This window comes from Methylotenera sp. (assembly GCF_029945705.1).
GTDB lineage: Bacteria > Pseudomonadota > Gammaproteobacteria > Burkholderiales > Methylophilaceae > Methylotenera.
In genome coordinates this window covers 27,970-54,810 of sequence record NZ_JAQSDC010000058.1, presented here as the reverse complement: position 1 = coordinate 54,810, position 26,841 = coordinate 27,970, and the positions used below count along the sequence as shown (strand labels likewise).

Below are 26,841 nucleotides of genomic sequence, written 5' to 3'. Positions count from 1 at the left end.
CTTATTTTCCAACAAGTTAAACCACGTATTTAGGACGCGGTACTCGGCCTTCAAGCGCATCTAAGAGTCGTAACATTGGGCGCAATTCCACATAACGCTCGCAAACTTTACGCAGATAATGCATGACCAGTGGCATGTCTTTTAGGTAGCCATCTTTGCCGTCACGATGGTAAAGCCTTGCAAATATACCCAGCACTTTAATGTGACGCTGCGCACCCATCCATTCAAAATCGCGATAGAACTCGCTAAAATCACTGGCTACAGGTAAGCCTGCTTTTTTAGCAGGCTCCCAATAACGCACCGCCATATCGATAATCTGCTCTTCATCCCACTGAATATAAGCATCTTTAAGCAAAGAGACTAAATCGTAAGTAATCGCACCATGGACGGCATCTTGAAAATCTAATATGCCAGGTGTATTTTCATGCGTCACCATCAGGTTGCGTGAATGATAATCACGATGTACTGTGACTTGCCCTTGTGACAAGATGTTTCTATTTAACGACGCAAAGGTTTGTTGCAGCCAACCTTGCTGCTCGGCGTTAAGCGTTTGACCTAAGTGCTTATTCACATACCAATCAGGAAATAACTGCATCTCGCGCGTTAATAGTGCTTCATCATAGGCAGGTAAATCATGGTTTTTGCTCGCTAATTGCAATTTGATGAGTGCATTCGTAGCATCGCCATAAAGCATTTGTGCCGTTTCATTATTCAAATGCTGCAAATAAGTGTCATTGCCTAAGTCACTCAATAACAAAAAGCCATTGGCTAAATCTTGCGCAATCACCTTCGGCACATTCAAACCTGCATCTAGAAACTGCTTAGCCACTTTTACAAATGGCGTGCAATCCTCTTGTGGTGGCGGTGCATCCATGGCGATTAAGGTTTGATTTCCTAAATGCGGGCTGGCTAAATTCACCCTAAAATAACGCCTGAAGCTAGCATCTGCCGATGCGGTTGTTAGCTTGAAATTTGCATCTGGTAAGGTCTGACTTAACCAAACGTTGAGTTGTTGTTGTCTATCATCCACAGCTATCTATCCAATGTTATATAATGTTGCTTTATTGCGCTTTGTACACTAAAAATACAAAAATCATTAAAGGGGCAAAACGATTTATTGATTGCCAAAAAGTCCAATTTATGAGATTTTATCACTGATAAAATAAAACCGTCTGCCTATATACTCGTGCCATACATTCCAACCCTATTCAATATGTTAACTTCATGCTAAAAAGCCGTTTTTTAAGTGGCTTAACAGCGGCTTTATTACTTTGCAGCTTACGCTCACATGCCGAAAGTGAAGTCATTCCTGTTGAATCAGCCTCTATCGGTGACTCACTGGGTTTAGCTGACACAGCTGACGAATCAAATGCTGTAGAAGCCAATGCAGATGCACTTGTTATTGAAGGCGATAAACTAGAATTGCATCTTGATAGAGAAATGCGAGCAATTGGTAACGCTAAAATCAGCCGTGGTAAGCAAAATATCACAGGTGATTTAATAGATTACAACGTCCAAAATGACGAGTTAAGCGTCACTGGTAATGCCAGCATCAATGTTGGCAATGCACAAATTACAGGCCCTGAGCTACACATGCACTTGTCTGAAAGCATAGGGCAAATGAAAGACGCATCAATCAGCATTTTAGGCGATACAAAAGATGAGTCTAAAAAAATCCAATCTAACGTTAAAAGCTCTGAAAAATTTTCTAAAAGCTTAGGTAGTTTGCAAAGCCAACAAATAGGTGGACCTAGTGCATATTCGTCAGTAACAGAAGTATCTGAAGGTAACTCTTCTCAAAGCACTTTAGGGCTTGATTCTGATGAAAGTAGCTCATCTCGCGCATCCAACGCCAGAGCGGATGCTAAAACCATTATTTTTGAAGGTCAAGACAGAAAAACGCTAAAAAACGCGAGATTTACTACTTGCGCTGCGGATGTCGATGATTGGTATATTAAAGCTAATGAATTAAATTTGAATGATTATAGTAAAGCTGGCGTAGCTAAAAATGCTTATATTGAATTTAAAGGTGTGCCGCTAATTTACACGCCTTGGATTAGCTTTTCATTTAGCAATCAACGTAAAAGTGGCTTGCTTGCTCCGGCCTTTGGCACGACGTCTAAAAGTGGTTTTGAATTAACTACACCGTTTTATTGGAACATCTCCCCCAATATGGATGCAACATTTGCAACTCGAGTTTTAAGCAAACGCGGCGTTCAATTACAAGGAGAATTTAGATATTTGGAAGATAGTTTTTCTGGTATTGATAACATTGAATACCTGCCAAGTGATGATCTGTCTGGTCAAAATCGTTACTATGCCAACTTTAAACACCAACAGAGCTTTGGCAATGGCTGGTCCGCTGGTTATAGTTTGGAAAAGGTATCTGATAACGAATATTTTGCAGATATGTCAACGCGAATCGTCACTACTAGCCAGGTTACTTTGCCGCAGCAATTTAATATAGATTATGCCGATGATGTTTGGCGCTTTAATGCGCTTGCACAAAAATTTCAAACTTTAGATAACTTGTCATACCCCTATGAACGCTTGCCGCAATTAACACTTAATGGCAACAAAGATTATGGCAGTTTTAATGCAAATTTATACACTCAACTAGTTGCATTTGACACTAATAAAAACGCACCCGCCACGGTCACTGGCTCGCGTTTTACAATATACCCAAGCATTAGCTTACCAATGACTCAATCATATGGCTACATTACGCCTAAAATTGGTATTCATCATACTAGTTACAGTCTCAGTAACGACCCTAACAGCAATAACTCTCAAGAACGAACACTACCGATTGTGAGCGTTGATGGTGGCTTATTTTTTGATCGTGACTTCAAAGTTGCCAACCGCGACTACACACAAACCATAGAGCCAAGAATGTTTTACGTCTACATTCCTAAAGTAAATCAATCAGGCATTCCTATTTTTGACACAAGTGACACTGACTTAAATTTCAGCTCTTTGTTTAGTGAAAATCAGTACACTGGTAACGACCGCATTAATAACGCTAATCAATTAAGTCTTGCTTTAACTTCTCGCTTAATTGAGTCTGATACTGGCATAGAACGCCTATCTGCATCCGTTGGCCAACGCTATTACTTCGCAGATCAAACTGCCTCTCTACCTGGCGCCACTTTACGCAGCAGTAATAGTTCAGACATTATTGTAGGCCTAAGCTCTTATCTAAAAACCAGCTGGAATATCGATGCATTTTGGCAATACAATACTGACGACTCTAGATCAGCACGCACCACAATCTCTAGCCACTACAGCCCAGAACCTGGCAAAGCACTTAATCTAAGCTATAGCTATAGGCGTGATACTCCAGGTGCACTAACAAGCGATGGCTTGGATCAGTTTGACATTTCAACTCAATGGCCTTTAGGCAAGGGCTGGTTCGGTGTTGGTCGATTCAATTACTCACTGAAAGACAGCAGTATCATCGAAACACTGGCTGGGTTAGAGTATGATGCAGGTTGCTGGCAAGCTAGATCCGTAATTCAACGCGTTAGCACGGCAACTGCTAATGCCAACTATGCATTATTTTTCCAACTTGAGCTTGGTGGATTAGCCTCAATTGGCACCAATCCTCTATCGGTCATCAAACGTAATGTTCCAGGCTATGTGAATTCAAGTCGCATCCCTGAAACCAACCAACAACCTTATTACGAGTAACTATTTTGCGCACATTGATTAAACATACAGCGATTAAACATACAGTGAATAAATATTCAGCGACTGTCCGTGCAATTCAATTTATATTGCTTGCTAGCGTGCTTTTTATCGCCAATCAATTTAACGCGCAGGCAGCAGATATTGTTAAATTGGATCGTATTGTCGCAATTGTCGATCAAACGGTGATTACTGAACAAGAGCTGGAAAACCGCATTGCCACTGTCACCGCGCAATTTAAAAAACAAGGCACAGAGTTACCTGAAGAAAGTGTCTTGCGTAAACAAATTTTAGAACGTTTAATTACAGATACCCTACAAATTCAGTATGCTGCACAAATTGGCCTTAAAGTTGATGACAATCAACTAGATAAAACAGTTGAGAGAATTGCAGAGCAAAACAACTTAACACTGACTGAGTTTAGCGAGGCATTAGCCAGAGACGGCGTCAGCATGCGTAAATTTAGGTCTGATATTCGCAATGAAATAACAATTGCACGATTACGTGATCGCGAAGTAGACGGCCGCGTGAATGTTAGCGAATCTGAAATTGACAATTACTTAACCTCACAAGCCTCGCTTAACGAAAACACTGATGAGTTCGAGATTTCGCATATTTTGATTCGTACGCCTGAAGAAGGCGCTACGGAAGACATTCAAAAAGCTAAAGCCAAAGCCGATGAGGCTTTGAGCCAATTAAACTCTGGCGTCAGTTTTGCTAAAGTATCAGCCAGTTTTTCTGATGCGCCTAACGCCTTAGAAGGCGGTAGTTTGGGCTGGAAAAAAGGCTCACAAATGCCTGCATTGTTCTTAGACGCATTAAAAAACATGCAAGCAGGCGAAGTTTCAGCACCTCTTCGTAGTCCAAATGGCTTTCACTTGCTCAAACTGACTAATAAGCGCGGTGGCAACTCTCCGCTTGTGATACAGCAAACGCATGCACGTCATATTCTTATCAAAATTACCGAGGTAATGTCTGATAAAGAAGCCGAGACCAAAATTAATACGATTAAAGAGCGTCTTGATAATGGCGAAAAGTTTGAAGTATTGGCTCGCCAATTTTCAGAAGACTCCACAGCCTCAAACGGCGGTGATTTAAACTGGGTAAATCCTGGCGACACTGTTCCTCCTTTTGAAGCTGCCATGAACGCACTTAAAGATGGACAAATAAGCGCGCCTGTACGCAGTCAGTTTGGTTGGCATATTATTCAAGTCATAGAGCGCCGCTCACAAGACATGAGTAAAGAATCTGCACGCTTAAAAGCACGTCAAGAAATTCGTACGCGTAAAGCAGACGAAGCTTATCAGGATTGGATTCGTGAGTTGCGCGACCGCGCTTTCGTTGAGCTTAGACTTGAAGATAAGTTTTAAGTCGCCCTAATTACACGTACATTTTGCTGCTTAACTTAACGTGACAAAACCACTTCCACGCATTGCCATCACTGCTGGCGAACCTGCTGGCATTGGCCCAGACCTTTGCGTATTGCTAGCACATCAGCCACTTAACGCCGAAGTGGTCATGATTGCGGATGCCAATATGCTACGAGAACGAGCTAAAGCGCTTAATGTAGATATTCAAATCCAAGCGTATTCTGCTGAGTCGCACACGGCACATCTCGGCAACGGCATTATTACTGTGTTACATCAAACTATCAGCAAGCCTGCGGTGGCTGGGCAATTAGATGCACGCAATAGTCAATATGTATTGCAAACGCTAAAAACTGCCGCGCTAGGATGCGTAAACCAAGAATTTGATGCCATGGTCACGGCACCCGTGCACAAAGGCATTATCAATGATGCGGGCATTGCATTTAGCGGTCACACAGAGTTTTTAGCTGAGTTAACCCATACGCCACAAGTTGTGATGATGCTAGTTGGTAGCGGCTTGCGCGTTGCCCTTGCCACGACACACTTAGCGCTAAAAGATGTACCCTCTGCCATTACCAAAAGTGGCTTAGAAACTACTATTCGTATACTGCATCATGATTTAGTGCAGAAATTTGGCTTGAGCAACCCACGCATTTTGGTGGCAGGCTTAAATCCACACGCAGGTGAGGACGGCTATTTAGGCCGTGAAGAAATCGACATTATCAACCCTGTGCTAGAAAAATTACGCTCCGAAGGCATGCAGCTAATAGGCGCACTGCCAGCAGACACCCTATTCGCAAAACACCACCTCAGCAAAGCTGATGCTGTGCTTGCCATGTACCACGACCAAGGCTTGCCAGTGCTCAAGCATGCGAGCTTTGGCGAAGGCGTCAACGTTACGCTAGGCTTGCCCATTATCCGCACCTCGGTTGACCACGGCACAGCTCTCGATTTAGCTAGTACAGGCAATATTGAAATCGGCAGCATGCTAGCCGCCATTGAGTTGGCGATTACGCTAGCCAATAACCACTTAAAAAGTTAATTAACCACATGAAACACGTTGCAAAAAAGCGCTTCGGCCAAAACTTCCTGACTGACCAAGGCGTAATTTCTAGCTTAGTAGAAGCAATTTCACCCAAAGCGGATGACTTGATGGTGGAGATTGGTCCAGGTTTAGGCGCGCTAACCAAGCCATTACTACAAAGATTAAAACTTTTGCATGTAGTAGAAGTTGACCGTGACATTATCAGTTGGATGCAAACAGAATACGGCAAACCAGCCTACGCCAACAACGCCATCGACATTCACAATGCCGATGCGCTCAAATTTGACTTCACCAGCTTAGGTAAAAATCTGCGTGTCACAGGCAATCTGCCTTACAACATCTCGACGCCAATTCTATTTCACCTGCTCGATAACGTAAGTGCCATAACCGACATGCACTTTATGCTGCAAAAAGAAGTGGTTGAGCGCATGGTAGCTTCGCCGTCTACGGCAGCATACGGGCGGCTTAGCGTCATGTTGCAGTATCGCTTACAAATGGATTATTTAATCACCGTACCACCAGAAGCTTTTGAACCTGCACCTAAAGTAGAATCTGCTTTTGTGCGTTGTGTACCTCATGCCGTGCTGCCATTTGTGGCAAAAGATGAAGCCATGTTTGCAAAAGTTGTACTCTCTGCATTTGGGCAACGTCGTAAAACCTTACGCAATACGCTCAAAGAGCTATTAAATGACGAAGGCTTTACTGCCCTCAATATTGACTCACAACAACGCGCAGAAAATTTAGCCGTTTCAGACTTTGTCGCCATTGCAAATTATTTAAGCACCCTGTAGGAGCGACGTACCATCGCGAATGCAACGATGCAAATCGCGACGGGGCGTCGCTCCTACAATAAAATTTTGACAGCCTCCGAATCTTAGCTAAGTAGAGTGCTGTTATAATTTAAAAAATTCAAATAAACCTAACTACTCACGGGAGAGATATTTTGCGAATTATTCTTTTAGGCGCACCAGGCGCGGGCAAAGGCACACAAGCCACCTTTATTAAACAACACTTCAACATTCCACAAATTTCAACAGGCGACATGCTACGTGCCGCAGTTAAAGCAGGCACTCCATTAGGCTTAGAAGCAAAAAGCTTTATGGACAGCGGAGGTTTAGTGCCAGATGCAGTAATTATCGGCATGGTAAACGAGCGCATTAAAGAAGCAGATTGTGCAAACGGCTTCTTATTCGACGGCTTTCCACGCACCATTCCACAAGCTGAAGCGATGAAAAACGCAGGCGTCACAATTGATTACGTAGTAGAAATCGACGTACCAGACAGCGCGATTATGGAGAGAATGACAGGTCGTCGCAGCCACCCAGCCAGCGGCCGCACCTACCATGTAAAATTCAACCCACCAAAAGTAGAAGGCAAAGACGACATCACTGGCGAAGACCTAGTACAACGCGCAGATGAAGCACCAGACGTAGTGAATAAACGCTTAGTGGAATACCACGACCAAACAGAACCCTTAGTTGAATACTATGGCAGCTGGGCAAAAAGTGGTTCAGTTGGCGCACCGAAACATGTAAAAATTAATGGTTTGGGTGAGTTGGAAACGATTAAGGCTAATATTTTTGCGGCTTTGGTTTAGGCTAAATTTTATATTTCGTTTGTGGTCAAAACTGACTGTTAAAGGAGTTCTGAATTGGAAGGAGTAACTTTTAAAGTTCAGGGTTCAGGTATAGAACCCTATGAGGTAAAATTTCTCAGAAGCTCAAAAAGTGGACTATCCGCATACTGCTCCTGCCCTGCTGGTGAGAATGGAATGACGTGTAAGCATCGCCTTTCTATTCTTGATGGTAATCAAGAAAATATAGTTAGCTCCAATGGAGCTGATGTAAAAATCGTACAGTCTTGGCTATTTGGAACAGATATTGAAAAGATTTTGCTGAAAATGCGCCATCTTGAGGCTGAAGTTGAAAAGGTAAAGAATGAGCTATCTTCTACAAAAAAAGCGCTCGCAAAAGCAATGCGAGCCTAATCAGAGCAATTCAGGAGTTTTATGGACGAGCTGGAACATTTGAAATCTATGTGGGCAGTTAAAGCCAAAAGAAAAACAGATTTAATTGTACCCAAAATAACTCATCAAAATGGCGAAAACTCACTTAACAATGACTTTTGGGCTTTCAAAGTTCCGTATGCCTTTCGAGCCGCACTGGATATAAAATACGAAGAGCGAAAAAAGGATAAGAAATCATATCTAGTCTGGACACAGGGTGCCATTTTAGCGTTTAAAAATGGTGACTCCATTCACTCGAGAGACGGAAGTAGAACTGTGCAAGTTAACTTAGCTAACCCTATGGGTTGGGATGCTGAAAAAAAAGAAATGTATCAAGGAGGTGTAGCTTACACAGAGTATGCTGCATCCGACAACTCTTTTACTAAGCAAGGTGAACACTCATGTACACAAATGCAATTTCTGGAACTTCTAATACACGGCTCATATAAGCCTGTGTAGCCAAGTAGGGTGGGCAACTTGTTTGCCCACGTATCTCAATTACCTAAATCTGTACCGCGTGGGCAATAAAAACTTTGCCCACCCTACAAAATCTCGCATCAACCACCCAATCCCCTGCTGCCGCGCCTGAGTTGTTTAGGCTTAATGGGGGATTTCGTCTGGCGGCTGTCTGAGCGAAGCGAGTTTCCGCTTGACGCCCATTAAGACTAAACAACTCAGGAAACAAGCGGAAGGGGGTAGCCTTTTCTTTGGTTTCTTTCTTTTGGCTAAGCAAAAGAAAGAAACTCGCAAGTCGCGCGAAAGCGACAAGCCTCCAATACTCATAAACCCAAAATTCAAAATGGATTCCCGCGTGCGCGAGAATGACGACAAGCCCGCTTGAGGCGGAATTACTGAAAGGCATTGTGCCTTATGGGAATTCACTTAGGTGCAATGCCCTTCGCTTATTGCCCCCCCGCAATGTATAATTACGCATCCAAATAAACACTTAAGCTACCCTCATGCAACAGCAATATCCTTTCAAAGAAGTCGAACAATCTGCCCAAACTTACTGGGAGGCAAACCAAACCTTCGCCGCTACAGAACAATCTGATAAACCAAAATATTACTGTTTGTCTATGTTTCCTTACCCTAGCGGCCGCCTGCACATGGGACATGTTCGTAACTACACGATTGGCGATGTATTAAGCCGTTTTCATAAAATGAAAGGCTTTAACGTGATGCAACCAATGGGTTGGGACGCGTTTGGCTTGCCTGCTGAAAATGCTGCGATTAAAAACAATACTGCCCCTGCAAAATGGACGTATGAAAACATAGAACACATGAAAACCCAGCTTAAACAGTTGGGTTTAGGTGTGGATTGGAACCGTGAAATCGCTACTTGTAAGCCTGAATATTACAAATGGGAACAATGGTTATTTACTGAGTTGTTCAAAAAAGGGCTTATCTACAAAAAAACTTCTACCGTAAACTGGGATCCAGTGGATGGCACTGTTCTTGCGAATGAACAAGTGATTGATGGTCGCGGCTGGCGCAGTGGCGCGATGGTTGAAAAGCGCGATATTCCTCAATACTTTATGAAGATTACGGCTTACGCTGAAGAGTTGCTAAACGATTTAGATAAGCTGGATGGCTGGCCTGAGCAAGTAAAAACCATGCAACGCAACTGGATTGGTAAAAGCTTTGGTTGCGAAGTGGAGTTCCCTCTAACTACCCCCTCTCCCTCTCAGGGAGAGGGCTGGGGTGAGGGTGCAACGCTAAAAGTGTACACCACACGCCCAGATACCTTAATGGGCGCGACTTACGTGGCTGTTGCGGCAGAACATGCTTTAGCAACACAAGCCGCGCAAAACAATCCTGTATTAGCTGACTTTATCGCAGAGTGTAAACGCGGTAGCGTGGCAGAAGCCGACGTTGCAACTGCCGAGAAAAAAGGCATGGCCACAGGTTTATTTGTAACACACCCATTGAATGGCGAGCAGTTGCCAGTGTGGGTGGCTAACTATGTATTAGCGAGCTATGGTGAAGGCGCTGTGATGGCGGTACCAGCACATGATGAACGCGATTTTGAGTTTGCGGGTAAATACAACTTGCCGATTAAAGCTGTGATTAAAAATACTGACGCTGATGTTTTACCTATGACAGAACACGGCGTGTTATTTGATTCATCTGAATTTGACGGCTTAGATTTTGATGCGGCGAGTGCAGCGATTGCTACTGCCTTATCTGCAAAAAACCTTGGTAAACGTCGCACGCAATATCGCCTTCGCGATTGGGGCGTTTCACGCCAACGCTATTGGGGCTGCCCTATTCCTATCGTTCACTGCGAAAAATGCGGTGAAGTACCAGTACCTGCTGAACAACTGCCAGTGGTGTTACCTGAAGATGTGGTAATGGATGGCGTTGGCTCACCAATTAAAAAAGATCCAAGTTTTTATGAAACTACTTGCCCTACTTGTAATGGTAAAGCCACGCGTGAGACTGATACTTTAGATACGTTTTTTGAATCTTCATGGTACTTCGCGCGTTATGCGAGCTTTGATAGCACAACTGCGATGGCTGATGAACGCGCGAACTATTGGTTGCCTGTAGACCAATATGTAGGCGGTATTGAACATGCGATTTTGCATTTACTTTACGCACGCTTCTTTAACAAGTTGATGCGTGATGTTGGTTTGATTAAGAACGATGAGCCTTTCACAAACTTACTCACACAAGGTATGGTGCTGAAAGACGGCACAAAAATGAGTAAATCTAAAGGCAACACGGTTGATCCGCAAGAGTTGATTGATACTTACGGTGCAGATACTGCTCGTTTATTCATGATGTTTGCTGCGCCACCTGAGCAAAGCTTAGAGTGGGCTGACAGCGGTGTGGAAGGTGCAAATCGCTTTTTACGCAGATTATGGAAAGCGGTATACGATCACAAGCATGACCACCTTGAATTAGGTCAAGTCGCGGCTTACACAACAGGTGATTTATCGGCTGAACTTAAAGCGATTCGCTTGCAATTGCATAGCACCATTGAAAAAGTGGCTGATGATTATGGTCGTCGCCATAGCTTTAACACGGCGATTTCATCGGTGATGGAAATGATGAATGCTTTAGCGAAGCTTGAAGGCACGGATGATGTCACTCGTAGCGTGCGTCAAGAAGTATTGCAAAATGTGGCGTTATTGCTATCGCCTATCGTGCCGCATATTTGCCAAGCGATTTGGGCTGAGTTGTGTCCACAAAGTCATATTTTGGAAGCTGGTTGGCCAGTGGCAGATCAATCTGCTATGGTGCAAGATAGCGTAGAATACGTGATTCAGGTGAATGGTAAGTTGCGTGGCAGCATCCAAGTCGCGAAAACTGAAACGAAAGATGCACTAGAGAAATTAGCTTTGCTGCAGCCTTTCGTGCAAAAATTCATTGAAGAAAACATGTCAGTTCGCAAAGTGATTGTCGTGCCAAATAAACTCATTAACGTGGTTGTGGGGTAAGTTATGCAAAGCATCGTACGCCGTTTCAGTGTTGTATTTTTATTTGCGCTAGCACTTTCTGCCTGTGGCTACCAGCTGCGTGGCGTGGCCGATTTATCTTTCAAGAAATTGTATATTCAAGGTGCGCCTTTGAGCATTTCAAAGGATTTGAAAAAATCTCTAAAGACTAACGGTATTCAAGTGGTGGGTAGCGCAGAGGAAGCCGATCTGCTACTTGAATTATTGAGTGAAACCAACGAAAAACGGATTCTATCCTTGAGTGGAACGGGTGTAGTGCGCGAATACGAACTAAACTATCGCGCCAGCTTTAGAACGCGTGCGCCAGCTAGCCCAACTTGGAGCCAGCCACAAACCGTGCAAACGCGCCGCAACTATTCATATAACGATAGTGCCTTGCTTGGTAAAGCTGAAGAAGAAGCTAGGCTGAATCTTGATATGCACAATGATGCAGTGCGCGAAATGTTGCGTCGATTAACGGCCATTAGGCCAACCGCCAAATAAAAACTTCACATGCAATTAGCATTAGCGCACTTAGAAAAACACCTCGCACAAAGCTTAAAGCCGCTTTACATTTTAGTGGGCGATGAGCCACTTGCGCAACGTGAAAGCCTAGATGCGATTAGAGCCGCCGCCCGCGCGCAAGGTTATGATGAGCGGACCAGTTTAACGGTTGAGCGCTATTTTAAGTGGGAGCAAATTCAATCTTATGGGCAATCCATCTCACTGTTTGCTAGTCAGCGTTTATTAGAAATCAATATCCCTTCTGGCAAACCTGGTGTGGATGGCGGCAAAGCAATACAAGCTTTAGCCAACAAAGCGATTCCCGACACTTGCGTGGTGATTATTCTGCCAAAATTAGAGCGCGATGCTGCTAATAGTGCATGGTATAGCGCACTAGAGAAAAACGCGGTCACCCTCTCTTTAAACGAAGTTGACGCGGCGAACCTGCCAAAATGGATTGCCAACAGGCTGGCATTGCAAGGTCAGCACACCAGCCAGCAAACCTTAGAGTTTTTAGCGCATCAGGTAGAAGGTAATTTGCTAGCCGCTAATCAAGAAGTGCAAAAGCTAGGCTTGCTATATCCGCAAGGCGAATTAAGCGATGCGACTGTGCGCGAGGCTGTGCTAAACGTTTCGCGATACGATGCATTTCAATTAGGTGAAGCGGTGTTAGCAGGTGACGCGGCAAGAACTGTGCGCATACTGCAAGGTCTACAAGACGAAGGCGAAAATGCCGTTGCTGTGATGAGTCCACTCATGTGGGTGCTGCGTCCTCTAGTACGCATCAAGCAAGCCGAAATGCGTGGTGAAAATATCATGAACGCCATGACCAACGCCCGTATTTATGGCGATAAGCAAGCTTTAGTGAAACGCGCCTTGGCTAGATTAAACCTGAAGCAACTGGAAGCTGCTTTGCAAAAACTGGCCGATATTGATAAAACTGCCAAAGGTGTGATGCTGGGTGATGCTTGGCTGGAAATTTCACGACTTTGTTTTGGGCTAGCGCGCGTGCGCTCACGTTAGTACATCATCACAATAAAAAAGTATAATCGCTTATGGACATTAAAAATTACATGCAAAACATGGGTGTTGAAGCCCGCAAAGCCTCTCGTTTAATGGCGAGTGCCGATACCAATGTTAAAAATCTAGCCCTTACGCATATTGCCAAGGCAATTTTGCGTGAAAAAACAGCCCTGCTCGCTGCGAACAAGCTAGATTTAGATGCAGCACGTGCTGCTGGTCTTGATGACGCCATGTTGGATAGGCTTGCCATCACTGAGAAATCGATCAATACCATGGTGGAAGGCCTAAACCAAATCGCCAGCTTGGCAGATCCAATCGGCGAAATGACCGACTTTAAATATCGCCCGAGTGGAATACAAATTGGCAAAATGCGCGTGCCCCTTGGCGTGATTGGTATTATTTACGAAGCCCGCCCCAATGTAACTGTGGATGCTGCTGGGCTTTGCATTAAATCTGGCAATGCAGCAATTTTACGTGGTGGCTCTGAAGCGATTCATTGTAACCAAGCTTTGGCAAAACTGGTACATGAAGGCTTGGCTGCGGCTGGCTTGCCAACGTCTGCCGTGCAAGTAGTGAAAACAACTGACCGCGCTGCCGTAGGCGAATTGATCACCATGAAGCAATATGTAGATGTGATTGTGCCTCGTGGTGGCAAAGGTCTAATTGAGCGAATTTCTAACGATGCGCGTATTCCAGTGATTAAGCATTTAGATGGTAATTGCCATGTGTATGTGGATGATGATGCCGATTTTGATAAAGCGCTACGCATTCTTGAAAACAGCAAAACGCAACGTTTAGGCACTTGTAACACGGCTGAATCACTATTAGTTGCGCGCTCTGTGGCTAAAGAAATGTTGCCAAAACTGGCTGATATGTTGACTTCACACGGTGTTGAAATTCGAGGTTGTGCGGAAACTTGTGCTCTTGTTAATAAAGCAATAGCAGCGACAGAAGAAGACTATTACACTGAATATTTAGCAGCCATTATCTCTTGTAAAGTGGTCGACGGTTTAGATGAAGCGATTGCACACATTAACCAGCATTCAAGCCAACATACCGAAGTGATTGTGACGGAAAACTACACCAAAGCACGTCGATTCCTGCGTGAAGTAGATTCTAGCAGCGTGATGGTGAACGCATCCACTCGCTTTGCAGATGGTTTTGAATATGGCTTGGGTGCTGAAATTGGCATATCCACAGACAAACTACACGCACGTGGCCCTGTTGGTTTAGATGGCTTAACCTCGCTTAAGTATGTGGTGTTTGGCGACGGTCACGTAAGAGCTTAAAAGGTCTAAAAGTGCAAACGATAGGCTTGTTGGGGGGCACGTTTAACCCCATTCATTTCGGTCATTTGCGTATGGCGCAAGAGCTGGCTGAATTACTAAGTTTGAACACCGTAAAATTCATACCATCAGCCAATCCCCCTCACAAACCACTACCGCTAGTTTCTGCAGAACACCGCACCGCCATGGTGCAATTGGCCATTGCTGATAACCCACAATTTCAATTTGATGGTCGAGAGTTAAGTAGACTTGGCGCCTCATACACAATATACACTTTAGAAAGCTTGCGCAGTGAACTTGGCAATGATGTAAGCTTGATATTAATCATGGGTAGCGATGCTTTTACCAAGTTTAATACATGGCATCGCTGGCAAGAGATTATCAAACTATGCCACATTGCCTTGGTGCAGAGACCTGCGCCTACCAATAAAGATGTGTTAACCAAAGAGTTAGAAACTTTCTTGCACAATCATTACACAGAACATGCGGACGATTTGCATGATACTAGCGCTGGCCTAATCACGATGCAAGCGATTACCCCACTGGAAATATCTTCTACGGCCATACGCCAAGCCTTACAACTCAAGCATTCTGCGCGTTATTTAATGCCAGAAAACGTATTGAATTATATTGCTGCTAAGCAACTATATAGCACGGTTTCAGCTTAATCATATTTTACCAACCGCCTGATAAGCACTATTAACGCACTTACATTTTTACGCTTTGCTTCGAATAGTGTTAAAAGTCATCATCTCAAGGGAACTCTCATGTTGAAACAGTCACGCTCTAAATGCTTAAGACTAATGTTAGTAGCAGCAATCAGCTTGCTCGTCACTGCCTGCGGCACTAACCCAGTAACGCATAAAAAAGAGTTTCAACTAGTTTCAGAATCGCAAGAAATCTCAATGGGCGCGCAAAACTACGGCCCTGCAAGACAATCTCAAGGCGGCGATTACATCATAGACCCTGAACTGACTGCTTATGTGCAAAGCGTAGGCAATAAGCTTGCTGCCGTTTCCGACCGAAAGCTGCCTTATGAATACACAGTGTTAAATGATTCCGTACCCAATGCTTGGGCGATGCCTGGTGGCAAAATCGCGTTTAATCGTGGCTTGCTTTATGAGTTAAATAGCGAGGCCGAACTCGCCGCTGTGATGGGGCATGAAATGGTGCATGCCGCTGCACGTCACGGTGCAAAAAGTATGGAGCGCGGCATTTTCATGCAAGGTGCGATGATTGCCGTTGGCATAGGCGCGCAAAATACTGATTATGCGAATTTAATTGTAGGTGGCGCTCAAGTTGGCGCGCAACTTGCCACCAGTAAGTACGGACGCGATGCCGAAAGTGAGGCGGATTTATACGGCATGGAGTATATGAAAAGAGCGGGCTACGACCCTACCGCAGCAGTCACATTGCAAGAAACGTTTGTGCGATTAAGCGCTGACCGTAAAAGTAGCTTTATTGATGGTTTATTTGCCAGCCATCCGCCATCAGAAATTCGCGTGAATGACAACAAAGCCACACTGGCAAGAATTGGTGCTGGCGGCGATTGGGGTAGAGAAATCTACGCGCAAAAAGTAAACAAGTTAAAGTCAACGCAAGCAGCTTATAAAGCTTATGATGAAGGTGTAAAAGCGCTCGCTGCAAAAGATACAGTAAAAGCCACTACAATGGCTAAGCAGGCAATTGCTGGCGAGCCTCGTGAAGCACGCTTTCAAGAGTTGCTTGGTGACATTGCCTTATCCCAAAAGAAACCTGCCGAAGCCTTAACTTACTACAACAAAGCTATTCAAATGCAGCCCGACTACTTTAAACCGCATGTGCAAGGCGGCATTGCCTTGTTCGACTTGGGACGCAAAGCTGAGGCTGAACAATATCTCGCAAAAAGCAATACCTTATTACCCACAGCGCCTAGCCACTTTCTGCTAGGTAAAATGGCAGAAGAGCGCGGCGATATGCAAGGCGCACTTAAAAACTATGCGGTTGCAGCAGACTCTAACTCTGAAATTGGCAAACAATCTAGTGCAGAATATGTACGTTTAGATTTACCGCAACACCCTGCAAAATATCTACAAGCAGCAGCGCAAGCGGATAACTACGGGAATCTATTCGCCGTAGTCGCCAACCCAACACCACTCGCCGTTAACCACGTACAAGTGAGAGTGGTTCAATACGATGCAAAAACTGGTCGCGCCATTGCCCAAAGTCAGCCTATGTTGGTTAGTGGTGGAATTGCTTCGAACAAGCGTGGGCAAGTAGCTGTAAATGGCGTGCGCATTACAACTCAACAAGAACTGCAGCTATATAAAGTAGTGGTTGAAGCGGCGGAGTTGGCTCAATGATTAAGCGCATTGAGTTAAGTCAGCCTACTAGCAAAGTAGGGTGGGCAATTCGTTGCCCACGCGTTACAACTTCGGAAACCCCAGTATCCGCGTGGGCAGAAATCTGCCCACGCTACTTGGCTATTGTGCATTGAGGTTGTAAATTTAACATGTGTCATAAAAAGGAAATAAAATGCTAAAAAAAACATATACGAAAGCCATTATTTTATGCTTGGCTTTATCACTCTCAGCAATAGCAACTGCCGGAAATAAAAAAACAGCAGAAAAAGCAGATGACCCAACACCATTAGGTCTCGTATTTGGTAAAACAACGATAGAAGAAGCCTTAATTATCTTAAAAAAAGAAGGTGGTACAATTACTAATAGTGGAAACCGAAGAATATGTGGCGACACTTTAAACCCTTATGTTGAAGGCTACTTTCTCAATGGTGTTAACATTCAAGGTGTGACCGCAACAAAAGTATGGTTCTTAAATGGTGTTCTCATGGAATTAACCTATGAATTATCAGGAAATTTTGAACAATTTAATGACCAGTTAAAAACCAAGTATGGTGACCCCTCGAAATCCTTGGAAATTGGTGGTATGTCACGCTATTCATGGTTATTTAAGAACATGGAGTTAGCTTTTGAAATTACATTCAGCAGTATTACAATGGACTATTCTAACCTTCAACTTTTGCAAGAGTCACAATCGATTGATGGAAAAGTGTGTGCCGAAGCACATAATAAAGCAATGAGGCAAATACAAAAGGGGTTTTAGCCAAGTAGGGTGGGCAACTTGTTTGCCCACGTATCTTAATTATCAAAATCTGTAACCGCGTGGGCAATAAAAACTTTGCCCACCCTACCAAATTACGTATCAACCACCCAATCCCCTGCTACCGCGCCTGAGTTGTTTAGGTTTAATGGGGGATTTCGTCAAGCGTCTGTTTGAGCGGAGCGAGTTTCTGCTTGATGCCCATTAAGGCTAAACAACTCAGGAAACAAGCGGGAGGGGGTAGCTTTTTCTTTGGTTTCTTTCTTTTGGCTAAGCAAAAGAAAGAATCTCGTCAGTCGCGCGAAAGCGACAAGCCACCAATATGCTACAACCTAAAATTCGAAGTCACTAGATTCCGACCTACGTCGGAATGACGAATAATGACGGAAGCTACTCTTGGTTAGGTTTGCAAAGACACGAGATTTCTCAAATGCTTTTTGCGCTTTCAAAACTTAAATTGCGCGCTACTTTCCCACTTCACAACACTCAAACATGGCGCCGTAATACGTTGCTGTAAGCTAACTAAATTCTCTTCAAACATCGAAAAGTTAGGTTCTATCTCGTTCGCAACCCAACCTGCTAATTTCAAACCACGCGCTTGAATAGCTTCTACTGTTAATAGTGCATGGTTAATGCATCCCAACCGCATGCCCACCACTAAAATCATTGGGATATTGAGTTGTACAGCTAAGTCCGCCAAGGTTTCTGTCTTGTTTAAAGGTACGCAAAAGCCACCCGCGCCTTCAATAATCACAACTTCGGCTAAGTCTTTTAACTTCTCATAAGCTCGGGCTATCACTGCTAGGTCAATTTCAACACCTGCCTGTTCGGCGGCAATATGCGGTGCGATAGCAGGTGAAAAACGATAGGGATTCACTAAATTTAACTCAGCATTAATATTGCTCGCTGAAATTAAAGCAGTGACATCTTCGTTAATAAGCTCGTTTTTATCGTTCAACTCACACCCAGAAGCAACAGGCTTCATACCAACCGTTTTTAGACCCTGCGCCACAAAGTGTTTCACTAAAGCACTTGCCACATAAGTTTTACCTACGTTGGTATCCGTACCAATGACAAAGTAACTTTTCATGGTGATATTGTTTTTGTAGGAGCGGCTTTCAGCCGCGAAATGATGGTAAGTGTACGCACGATTCGCGGCTAAAAGCCGCTCCTACTCTTAAAGATGATGGGTGAAACGCCATCATCAAATTTCGGTTTATCTGCGCCACGCCAAGCATGCCCGTAGACGACTTCAAATGTAGCCGGCAGTTTCCCATCTACTCGAAATTGCTCGTAGTTCGCTTCTAAGTTCTGTAGGAAGCCGCGACCAAGTAGGCCACGCGCACGCCCATCCGTGGCGTTATGCGCGCCTATGCTTTTTAAATCACGCATGACGCTTTTAACATCATCGTAAGTCAGGGTGAATCGCTCTACATCTAGCACAGGCGCACTAAAACCAGCACGTACCATTGCATCACCAATGTCGTGCATATCGAGAAATCTACTCACACTGGTCGTGCCATTTTGCCCGCTAGTGGCAACGCGTAGCTCTTTGAGCGTATCGGGCCCAAAGGTGCTAAACATCAATAAGCTTTCTGGCTGCAATACGCGATGAAACTCTTGCAAAGCCGCATCTAAATCATTGCACCATTGAATCGCCAAATTTGACCATACCAAACCAACACTGGCGTTGGCCAAAGGCAGTGCTTCAATATCCGCACACAATAGATTTTGTGTAGCACCACCGAGCATGCTCTTCACTTGACCGATTAAGCCATTATTTGGATTGGTACTGCGCGTTTTTTGCAGCATAGGTAACGCAAAATCCAGTGAAATCACTTGGGATTTTGCAAAACGTTTTTGCAACGCATGGCTAGCCAACCCTGTGCCACAACCCGCGTCTAATATGGTGTGTGGGGTTAACTTTACTAAATCTAGCCGGCTGAGCATTTCTTCTCGCACTTGTTTCTGCAATATTGCAGCGGCATCATAAGTATTGGCGGCACGGCCAAATGAAGCGCGCGCGCGCGCTTTATCAATGTGGTAACTATCGTTTACTTTTGCATCCATATAATTAAGCGCTTGCAGGTTCTAGAAATTGAACAACAGCATCTATGAACTGCTCTTGATGCGATAGGAATGGAGCATGCGAGGCGCCAGAAATCACGCGTAAGTAGCCCACTGGTAGGTTTTGCATCATCCAATGCGCGGCTTGCACAGGCGCTAGCGTATCTCTATCACCATGAATCAATAGGGTTGGCTTTCTTAGGTGGTCAATTTCTGAACGTAAGTCGGTTTCCAGCAATATGCCCAAGGCGCGCTGTAATGTTTGTGTCGTTGGTGCTGGGCGTTCTTCAAGTTTTCTACGCAATAACCTTACTGTTAACCTTGCACTTTTATCGCCCATGCATTGCAGTGTTAAAAATTGCGTCAGCGTTTTATGGTAATCAGCATCCATACTGTCTGCAAAGCGCTCAAATACTTCTGGCGCAATGCCTGATGTCCATTTGGCTTGCGTCATGAACTCTTCTTTATTTACAAAACATGGCGTAGATCCAACCAGTACTAATCTGCGAACCGCATCAGGCTGATCTAGCGCGATGCGCATGGCGACTTGGCCGCCCCACGACCAGCCAATCATATCCGCATTCGCAGGCAGCATTTCTGCTACTTTTTCTGCAATGATGTGTAAGTGGTACGGCTCAGTTGGGCGACTTAAACCCATACCTGGTAAATCAACAATATGTAGCGTAAATAGCTTACTCAAGTTCTTTATAATCGGCTGCCACACCGCGCCACTCATACCCCAACCGTGCAACAGTACTAGGTTTGGCCCACTGCCGGTTGTTTCCATATAGATGTTAGCGGGAACAATTTTCATAGGACTTGCTCTGCTTGTTGGATTGCCGAGATTAGTTGCTTAATATCATCTAGCGAATGGGCGGCTGATAAAGAGATGCGCAACCTTGCGGTGCCAATAGGCACCGTTGGCGGGCGAATGGCGGGCACTAATATGCCTAAGCTTTGTAAGTGCTCACTTAACGCCAATGCCTCAAGATTATCGCCAACCACTAATGGTTGAATCGAGGTTTCAGACGGCATCAGTTGCCATTTTTTGCATTGCAGATGATCTTTAAAATATTGAATCAAGCTGCGTAAGTGTGTGCGTAAGTCATCACCCTGCTCAATCAATCTGACCGAGGCGGATAGGGTCGCAGAGAGTGCTGGCGGCGCTGGTGTTGAATACACATAACTTTTAGCGGTTTGAATCAAATAGTCAATCACCACACTTTCACCCGCAACAAAAGACCCTGCCACACCCGCTGCTTTACCTAAAGTTGCCATCATAATGATGCGTGGAGATTTCAGTTTTAAATGATTCAGCGAGCCTTGACCATGCTCGCCCAGCACACCAAAACCGTGTGCATCATCAATATATAAATATGCATCGTATTTCTCGCAAAGCGCTAAATATTCAGCCAATGGCGCAATATCGCCATCCATACTAAATACCGCATCAACGGCAATGAGCTTATGTCGTGCGCTGCTAGCTTTAAGTAAGTTTTCAAGTGCAACCACGTCGTTATGCGCAAAGCGATTGAACTCGGCAAGCGAATAATAACTGCCATCATTCAAACAAGCGTGATTCAACTTGTCGGCAAAAATCGCATCACCACGCCCTACTAATGCGCCTAATGCGCCGATATTCGCCATATAGCCTGCGGAAAATAACAATGCGGCCGGCATATTTACAAATTTGGCTAACTGCTTTTCTAAGTCATCATGGTAACGATGGTGGCCTGTCACCAAACCAGACGCGCCGCTACCAACACCTGAATCACCAGCCGCTTTTTGCATAGCAGCAATTAGAGTTGGGTGGTTCGCTAAGCCCAAATAGTCATTACTACAGAATGACAGATACGGCTTACTATTCGCAACAATATGCTCAGCCTGTGGCGAGTCGAGCAAACGCCGTTGGCGCAGTAAGCCATCCGCTTTGCGTTTATCTAACGCGATTTGTAAAGAAGCCAGCATGTTTAATGGTTACCCTAAATTTTATTAATGCCTAATTTTTCGAATAATTTTTTATCAGTCGAAGCTTCTGGATTTGCTGTGGTCAGTAATTTTTCGCCGTAGAAAATACTGTTTGCACCCGCTAAAAAGCACATACTTTGTATACCTTCACTCATGCTTTGGCGACCTGCTGACAAACGCACAAAGCTATTAGGCATAGTGATACGCGCCGCGGCAATGGTACGTACAAACTCAAATGGATCTAACTCTTCGGTGCCGTGTAATGGCGTACCTTCAACTTGCGTGAGTAAATTGATTGGCACGCTTTCTGGTGGACGCTCCATATTCGCCAATTGCGCTAACAAACCAGCGCGCTGGTTACGCGTTTCACCCATGCCGATAATACCACCGCTACACACGTGAATATCTTGGCTACGCACGCGATCCAATGTGTCTAAACGGTCTTGATAAGTACGTGTGGTAATCACATCGCCATAGAATTCTGGCGCTGTATCCAAATTGTGATTGTAATAATCCAAACCTGCTTCTTTTAACTGCTCAGCTTGACCATCTTTTAACATGCCCAAAGTCGCACAGGTTTCTAAACCCATGGCTTTAACTTCGGCAATCATTTTCAACACAGGCTCTAAATCGCGCTGTTTAGGGCCGCGCCATGCCGCGCCCATGCAGAAACGGCTGGCACCATTGTCTTTAGCTTCTTGTGCGGCTGCGACCACATCTTCTAGCTTCATCAAAGGCTCATTTTCCACCTCAGTGTGGTAACGCGCCGCTTGTGGGCAATAGCCGCAATCTTCAGAACAGCCGCCTGTTTTAATCGAAAGCAAAGTACTCACCTGAACCGCATTCGGATTAAAATTCGCACGATGTACAGTTTGCGCCTGGTACATTAGATCGCTGAAAGGCAGCTCAAACAATGCGACAATATCCGCTACACTCCAACGGTTAACTGTGTTGGTTTCAGAGGAAGAGTTAAGATTGGCTTTTAGACCATCCGTATTAATCACGGCATGTGTAAGGCCTTGTTGAGAGGTTTCGAGCATGTGCAGTTCCTTTTAAGAAGCTATAATTTATAGCAAGATTATACCTTGTCAATGAAAAGTGACGCAAATATTGAACATGCGATTAAAATTTAAGCAGCTTCTACATAACGGTGTTTCGGCTAAGCTGTTTGATCGCTTACTCAAACAGCGTTGCCTGTTATGTACTACCGATGAAGGCGGGGAATTTGGTTTATGCGACGCTTGCTACAAAGACTTGCCATGGCACACCGCGCCACAATGCCCACAGTGCGGTTTGTCTTCAAATGGCTTGGTATGTGGCAGTTGCTTACACTCACCGCCTGACTTTGATGCTACACACAGCTTATTCACTTACGACTTTCCGCTAGATGTCATGATGCAACGTTACAAATACGGCAGCATGCTCAATTTAGGACACATTTTCGGCAAGATGTTGAGCAATAAAACCAATTTAGCCAATGTAGACTTAGTAATAGCCATGCCTATGCACCCTGCGCGCCTTAAAGAACGTGGCTTTAATCAAGCACTAGAAATCGCTAAAATTATCACTAACAACAACCCTGAAAAATTAGATTACCTTTCAGTACAACGCCAAAAACTCACGCCGCCACAAGCTAACCTGCCTTTGAAAGAGCGTGTTAGAAATATCAAAGGTGCATTTACAGCCAGTAATCATTTAAACGGTAAACGCATCGCCATTATCGATGACGTGATGACCACAGGTGCTAGCCTAAACGAGTTAGCTAAAACATTAAAACAAGCTGGTGCTAGCCATGTAGAATGCTGGGTTGTAGCAAGAACGCTGCCAAAGTAACTAACTTGCTGTCATGCTAATGCAGGTGACAATGAATAAAGAAAGTGCCATTTTAAATGTTCCACATCGTATTATTTGAGCCAGAAATTCCACCAAACACAGGCAACATTATCAGACTATGTGCCAATACTGGTGCGGCTTTACACTTAGTTAAGCCTTTGGGATTTAGCCTTGATGATAAGCAGCTCAAACGTGCGGGCTTGGACTATCATGAATATTCAACCTTGCAAGTGCATGAAAATTGGGATGCCTGCAAAGCGGTACTGGCTGGCAAGCGCTTATTTGCCATCACCACAAAAGGTAGTACACGACATAGTGAGATTCAATTTCAAGCGGATGACGTATTTGTATTTGGCCCAGAAACACGCGGATTGCCTGAAGAAATTCGTGCGGAATTTACCCCTGAGCATCGTGTGCGTTTGCCGATGTTGCCAGAAAGCCGTAGCTTGAATTTATCCAACTCTGCCGCGGTGTTATTGTATGAAGCTTGGCGGCAAATTGGCTTTACGAATGGCGTTTAAAATACTTTGATTTTTAATAGCTAATTGTTTAATCTATAGCTTCCAGTGAATGGGAGTTAACTATTATGAAAGTCACTCTTTTTTTCCTGCTAATTATCACAATTAGTGCCTATCTGTTTTACGTTAAAGTAATAGCGAATAAACAAGCTAAAGCGCCGCAAAAAAAAGTTAAATCCGCAGAACCTAAACCGCAGTACAGATGCGTATTCATCACCACCAGCCTGAGTGCTTGTAAAGCTGCACAGGCCTTGTCATTGCAACCAATATTAGTGAACGTAGCGCCTGTATTGCCACTTCAGGCGTGTGACTCGATGAAGTGTGACTGTAAATTCACAAGGTATAGTGACCGCCGCTTGGATAAGCGTAGAGACTTTTTGAATGTGGCTAGACAAATCACTGGCGATGCCAATAACCGCCGTGAAAAGAGAGAGTGCCGCAAAGTGCAATACAATTACGAGCTATAAAACTTAGCCTTAAAACAACAACTTTACTTATTTTCGACGCATACCACGCAAGGTAAATAGTAGAATAATTGATGGCAACCACACCCATAGGAACTCTGACTTCATCACAGTAAAGCCACGCTCGGTAAAGAAGCGACTAACGCCTATCGGCGAAACTGCAATCGGCCGAAAATCAAAGAATACGCGTTCATTAGAATAAGGCCAGTATAGCGCCACACCTAAACCACCATTGGTGCACATATCTAATAAGGGATGCGAAACAGTGGCTAGAAAAACCATTAACCCAACCAGCCACGCTTTACTTTTGAGTTGGCGGCTAAAGCACGTAGCAACAATGGCAACAAACAAGGCAAAGGCAATCGAGTGTGCAAAGCCTCTGTGACCCCATTGTGATGAATATGGAATGCCGAATTTAAAGGCTAACGTATCGAAGTCTGGCAATATGGCGCAAAACGCCGTCAATACTAATAAGCGACGATTAATGGCCTTACCTAAGCCTAAGCTTGCGGCAATGGGAACAACTGCGTGGGAAAAGATGGATGGCACTAAAATGCCTCTTGTTTTTGCCCACGTCCGAGTAAGTCTGTCACTGCATCCTTTGCACTTTTACCGTTAGAAAGCGCTTGATTGACTTCGTATGTAATAGGCATATCAACGCCTATGGTGTTGGCACGACGCATCACCTCACGCGCTGTATTCACGCCTTCAGCCACATGACCTAAACCTTGCAGAATATCTGCCAATGACTTACCACTCGCTAATTGCAAGCCAACTTCACGGTTTCTGGAATATTGACCAGTACAGGTTAAAATCAAATCACCAGCACCTGCCAGCCCCATAAAGGTTTCAGTGGAAGCGCCTAGCGCCACACCAAAACGCGTCATTTCAGCCAAACCGCGCGTAATCATGGCGGCGCGGGCGTTATTGCCAAAACCCATGCCGTCAGAAATACCGGCGGCAATTGCCATCACGTTCTTCACCGCTCCGCCAACGGAAACGCCAATCACATCGGTGGTATGGTAAACGCGCAAGTTAGCGCCATGAATCAGCAATGCCGCCTCATTAGCAAACGCTTCATTGTTAGCTGCAAGTGTCACCGCTGTAGGCAAACCTCGTACCAACTCTGCAGCAAAACTTGGGCCTGAAAGCGCACCCCATTTTTGCTCACTGCCAAGCTCCTCTAAAGCCACTTCATAAGGGAGTTTGGCCGATAATGGCTCTAAACCTTTATGCGCCCAAATAATCGGTAGCTTACATCCAAGCGCTTTGATGTCTTGAAGGATGCCTCTGAAGCCAGCAGTTGGCACTACAGACAAAATTAAATCAGCACCTTGCAGTGCAGTGGCTAAATCATCTTCAACCTGAAGTTGATCGTTAAATTTAAAATCGCCTAAATACAGCGGATTAGCACGTGCCTTACGCATACCAGAAACATGGCCTGCATTTCGTGCCCAAAGTGATACTTGATGCCGCTGGCTAATATTCATTGCCAGCGCTGTTCCCCACGCGCCAGCGCCTAAGACTGCAATTTTAGCCATTTATTCAAAACCCCATGTTGCCGACAGCAAAATATAACCTGTAACACCATCGCGATGTTTGACTTTAAGCCAGCCATTATTAAGTTTGCTATCAGCCACTTCTAGCACCACATCTTTTTCTACGGTAGCCACTAAATTCGAAGTGGCATCAGCAGACTGTCTGATTTCAGCTTTACTTGCAGTGACCATTACCGTGCGTTTATTAGAAAGCTGCTTAGCTTCTACCCAGTTAAATGCACCTTGGGCATCACGCACTTTAAGCCAATCACCCAAATTAACAATCACTTCTACGGGATAATTTTGGCTTAACAACAAAACTTTTTTAGCAGCATTAGATGGCGCATCATAAAGCACAGCTTTAGAAACAGCGACTGAACGAAAATCTAGCGCTGATGCAGTTGCTGGCATGAGCGCTAGAATAGATAAAACAATCAGTAAATTTTTGCTGCTTCTAAACATAGAAAATATCATAGAGTAAAGCAGCGATTAAACTATTGTTTAGTTGCAGATTGAGCCGCTTCTGCTTGTTGTTGTTTTTGCTGCGCGAATAATGCTTCAAAATTGATTGGATTTAATAATACTGGTTGAAAACCAGCACGTACCACTAAATCAGAAACGGCTTCGCGTGCATATGGAAACAAAATGTTTGGGCAAGTAATGCCTACAATCATCTCGATATTTTCTTCTGGCACGTTGCGAATTTGGAAAATACCCGCTTGTGTGACTTCAACCAAAAATACAGTTTTATCTTCGATTTTTGAAGTAACAGTCACCTTAATAGCTACTTCAAACACGCCCTCTTCAAGCACTTGCGCGAAGTTGCCTAGTTCAATGCTTACTTGTGGTTGCGTACGATCAGTAAAAATTTGTGGTGCATTTGGAATTTCTAACGAAGCATCTTTCACATAGATTTTTTCGATGCTGAAGCCTGGTTGAGCTTGTTCTTGTGCTGCGATATCTTCTTGAGCCATGATTTTCTTAGTTTCTAATTAAA

General features: G+C 44.4%; 29 protein-coding genes. 18 read left to right on the top strand and 11 right to left on the bottom strand.

The genetic code is table 11. From position 1 onward, the window contains the following. Positions 1–16 precede the first annotated feature (16 nt). Positions 17–1,030 carry a phosphotransferase gene (locus PSU78_RS13310; protein WP_300388796.1) on the bottom strand — a complete coding sequence of 338 codons (1,014 nt, stop codon included), beginning with the start codon at positions 1,028–1,030 and terminating at the stop codon, positions 17–19. Positions 1,031–1,224: 194 nt separating this feature from the next. Between PSU78_RS13310 and PSU78_RS13305 the strand changes: the two genes are divergently transcribed. The 7 genes from PSU78_RS13305 (at position 1,225) to PSU78_RS13275 (ending at position 8,563) form a co-directional block, all read left to right on the top strand. Continuing rightward, entirely contained in the window at positions 1,225–3,690 is a 2,466-nt protein-coding gene (locus tag PSU78_RS13305) for an LPS-assembly protein LptD (protein WP_300388795.1), read from the top strand. 83 nt (positions 3,691–3,773) lie between these two features. Beyond that, a complete protein-coding gene (locus PSU78_RS13300) occupies positions 3,774–5,057 on the top strand; it encodes a peptidylprolyl isomerase (protein WP_367186366.1) in 1,284 nt (427 codons plus the stop codon). A 40-nt stretch (positions 5,058–5,097) separates the two neighbouring features. Continuing rightward, a complete protein-coding gene (gene pdxA / locus PSU78_RS13295; protein WP_300388791.1) occupies positions 5,098–6,096 on the top strand; it encodes a 4-hydroxythreonine-4-phosphate dehydrogenase PdxA in 999 nt (332 codons plus the stop codon). An 8-nt stretch (positions 6,097–6,104) separates the two neighbouring features. Beyond that, positions 6,105–6,890 carry a 16S rRNA (adenine(1518)-N(6)/adenine(1519)-N(6))-dimethyltransferase RsmA gene (gene rsmA, locus PSU78_RS13290; RefSeq protein ID WP_300388789.1) on the top strand — a complete coding sequence of 262 codons (786 nt, stop codon included), beginning with the start codon at positions 6,105–6,107 and terminating at the stop codon, positions 6,888–6,890. Between the two features lie 152 nt (positions 6,891–7,042). After that, the gene (gene adk, locus PSU78_RS13285) at positions 7,043–7,696 is read left to right on the top strand and encodes an adenylate kinase (RefSeq protein ID WP_300388788.1); all 654 of its coding nucleotides are present in this window, start codon (positions 7,043–7,045) and stop codon (positions 7,694–7,696) included. Positions 7,697–7,750: 54 nt separating this feature from the next. Beyond that, positions 7,751–8,086, top strand: coding sequence for an SWIM zinc finger domain-containing protein (locus tag PSU78_RS13280; protein WP_300388786.1), 336 nt, complete (start codon positions 7,751–7,753; stop codon positions 8,084–8,086). A gap of 21 nt (positions 8,087–8,107) precedes the next feature. After that, positions 8,108–8,563, top strand: a complete 456-nt coding sequence (locus tag PSU78_RS13275) for a hypothetical protein (protein WP_300388784.1) — start codon at positions 8,108–8,110, stop codon at positions 8,561–8,563. Positions 8,564–8,606: 43 nt separating this feature from the next. Here the strand turns inward: PSU78_RS13275 and PSU78_RS13270 are convergent, their stop codons facing one another. Beyond that, a complete protein-coding gene (locus PSU78_RS13270; RefSeq protein WP_300388782.1) occupies positions 8,607–8,837 on the bottom strand; it encodes a hypothetical protein in 231 nt (76 codons plus the stop codon). Between the two features lie 226 nt (positions 8,838–9,063). Between PSU78_RS13270 and leuS the strand changes: the two genes are divergently transcribed. The 8 genes from leuS (at position 9,064) to PSU78_RS13230 (ending at position 17,459) form a co-directional block, all read left to right on the top strand. Further along, complete coding sequence (leuS, locus tag PSU78_RS13265) at positions 9,064–11,547, top strand: leucine--tRNA ligase (protein WP_300388780.1); 2,484 nt, start codon at positions 9,064–9,066, stop codon at positions 11,545–11,547. A 3-nt stretch (positions 11,548–11,550) separates the two neighbouring features. Next, positions 11,551–12,048 (top strand): LPS assembly lipoprotein LptE, encoded by a 498-nt coding sequence (lptE, locus tag PSU78_RS13260; protein WP_300388778.1) that lies wholly within the window; start codon positions 11,551–11,553, stop codon positions 12,046–12,048. Positions 12,049–12,057: 9 nt separating this feature from the next. Next, complete coding sequence (gene holA / locus PSU78_RS13255; RefSeq protein WP_300388776.1) at positions 12,058–13,071, top strand: DNA polymerase III subunit delta; 1,014 nt, start codon at positions 12,058–12,060, stop codon at positions 13,069–13,071. A 32-nt stretch (positions 13,072–13,103) separates the two neighbouring features. Next, on the top strand, positions 13,104–14,360 hold the full coding sequence (locus PSU78_RS13250; RefSeq protein WP_300388774.1) for a glutamate-5-semialdehyde dehydrogenase: 1,257 nt from the start codon (positions 13,104–13,106) through the stop codon (positions 14,358–14,360). Between the two features lie 11 nt (positions 14,361–14,371). Continuing rightward, positions 14,372–15,025, top strand: coding sequence for a nicotinate-nucleotide adenylyltransferase (nadD, locus tag PSU78_RS13245; RefSeq protein WP_300388773.1), 654 nt, complete (start codon positions 14,372–14,374; stop codon positions 15,023–15,025). A gap of 99 nt (positions 15,026–15,124) precedes the next feature. Next, the gene (locus tag PSU78_RS13240) at positions 15,125–16,699 is read left to right on the top strand and encodes a M48 family metalloprotease (protein WP_300388771.1); all 1,575 of its coding nucleotides are present in this window, start codon (positions 15,125–15,127) and stop codon (positions 16,697–16,699) included. Next, positions 16,696–16,833: a hypothetical protein gene (locus tag PSU78_RS13235; protein ID WP_300388769.1), complete on the top strand. Its 138-nt coding sequence runs from the start codon at positions 16,696–16,698 to the stop codon at positions 16,831–16,833. Before PSU78_RS13240 ends, PSU78_RS13235 begins: the two co-directional genes overlap by 4 nt. 38 nt (positions 16,834–16,871) lie before the next feature. Next, positions 16,872–17,459 carry a hypothetical protein gene (locus PSU78_RS13230; protein WP_300388767.1) on the top strand — a complete coding sequence of 196 codons (588 nt, stop codon included), beginning with the start codon at positions 16,872–16,874 and terminating at the stop codon, positions 17,457–17,459. 442 nt (positions 17,460–17,901) lie between these two features. Here PSU78_RS13230 and bioD read toward each other — a convergent pair whose 3' ends face one another. The 5 genes from bioD to bioB all read right to left on the bottom strand — a co-directional run bounded on the left by bioD (position 17,902) and on the right by bioB (position 22,531). Next, the gene (gene bioD / locus PSU78_RS13225; RefSeq protein WP_300388765.1) at positions 17,902–18,546 is read right to left on the bottom strand and encodes a dethiobiotin synthase; all 645 of its coding nucleotides are present in this window, start codon (positions 18,544–18,546) and stop codon (positions 17,902–17,904) included. Positions 18,547–18,614: 68 nt separating this feature from the next. Then, positions 18,615–19,526, bottom strand: a complete 912-nt coding sequence (gene bioC / locus PSU78_RS13220; RefSeq protein ID WP_300388763.1) for a malonyl-ACP O-methyltransferase BioC — start codon at positions 19,524–19,526, stop codon at positions 18,615–18,617. Between the two features lie 4 nt (positions 19,527–19,530). Next, positions 19,531–20,337: a pimeloyl-ACP methyl ester esterase BioH gene (gene bioH / locus PSU78_RS13215; RefSeq protein WP_300388761.1), complete on the bottom strand. Its 807-nt coding sequence runs from the start codon at positions 20,335–20,337 to the stop codon at positions 19,531–19,533. Next, positions 20,334–21,491, bottom strand: a complete 1,158-nt coding sequence (gene bioF, locus PSU78_RS13210) for an 8-amino-7-oxononanoate synthase (protein WP_300388759.1) — start codon at positions 21,489–21,491, stop codon at positions 20,334–20,336. Before bioF ends, bioH begins: the two co-directional genes overlap by 4 nt. A gap of 14 nt (positions 21,492–21,505) precedes the next feature. After that, positions 21,506–22,531, bottom strand: coding sequence for a biotin synthase BioB (gene bioB / locus PSU78_RS13205; RefSeq protein WP_300388757.1), 1,026 nt, complete (start codon positions 22,529–22,531; stop codon positions 21,506–21,508). 76 nt (positions 22,532–22,607) lie between these two features. On the opposite strand from bioB, the gene PSU78_RS13200 reads away from it, so the two are divergent. The 3 genes from PSU78_RS13200 (at position 22,608) to PSU78_RS13190 (ending at position 24,309) form a co-directional block, all read left to right on the top strand. Further along, a complete protein-coding gene (locus PSU78_RS13200) occupies positions 22,608–23,324 on the top strand; it encodes a ComF family protein (RefSeq protein WP_300388755.1) in 717 nt (238 codons plus the stop codon). A gap of 56 nt (positions 23,325–23,380) precedes the next feature. After that, positions 23,381–23,845 (top strand): tRNA (uridine(34)/cytosine(34)/5-carboxymethylaminomethyluridine(34)-2'-O)-methyltransferase TrmL, encoded by a 465-nt coding sequence (trmL, locus tag PSU78_RS13195; RefSeq protein ID WP_300388753.1) that lies wholly within the window; start codon positions 23,381–23,383, stop codon positions 23,843–23,845. 65 nt (positions 23,846–23,910) lie between these two features. Continuing rightward, positions 23,911–24,309 (top strand): hypothetical protein, encoded by a 399-nt coding sequence (locus PSU78_RS13190; RefSeq protein WP_300388751.1) that lies wholly within the window; start codon positions 23,911–23,913, stop codon positions 24,307–24,309. Between the two features lie 27 nt (positions 24,310–24,336). Here PSU78_RS13190 and PSU78_RS13185 read toward each other — a convergent pair whose 3' ends face one another. From PSU78_RS13185 to secB, 4 genes are read right to left on the bottom strand one after another with little or no spacing between them, the layout of a single operon-like run. Further along, the gene (locus PSU78_RS13185) at positions 24,337–24,855 is read right to left on the bottom strand and encodes a metal-dependent hydrolase (RefSeq protein ID WP_300388749.1); all 519 of its coding nucleotides are present in this window, start codon (positions 24,853–24,855) and stop codon (positions 24,337–24,339) included. Beyond that, a complete protein-coding gene (locus PSU78_RS13180; RefSeq protein WP_300388747.1) occupies positions 24,855–25,847 on the bottom strand; it encodes an NAD(P)H-dependent glycerol-3-phosphate dehydrogenase in 993 nt (330 codons plus the stop codon). Before PSU78_RS13180 ends, PSU78_RS13185 begins: the two co-directional genes overlap by 1 nt. After that, entirely contained in the window at positions 25,848–26,306 is a 459-nt protein-coding gene (locus tag PSU78_RS13175; RefSeq protein WP_300388745.1) for an SH3 domain-containing protein, read from the bottom strand. Positions 26,307–26,338: 32 nt separating this feature from the next. Beyond that, positions 26,339–26,818: a protein-export chaperone SecB gene (secB, locus tag PSU78_RS13170; protein ID WP_300388743.1), complete on the bottom strand. Its 480-nt coding sequence runs from the start codon at positions 26,816–26,818 to the stop codon at positions 26,339–26,341. Between the last annotated feature and the right edge of the window lie 23 nt (positions 26,819–26,841).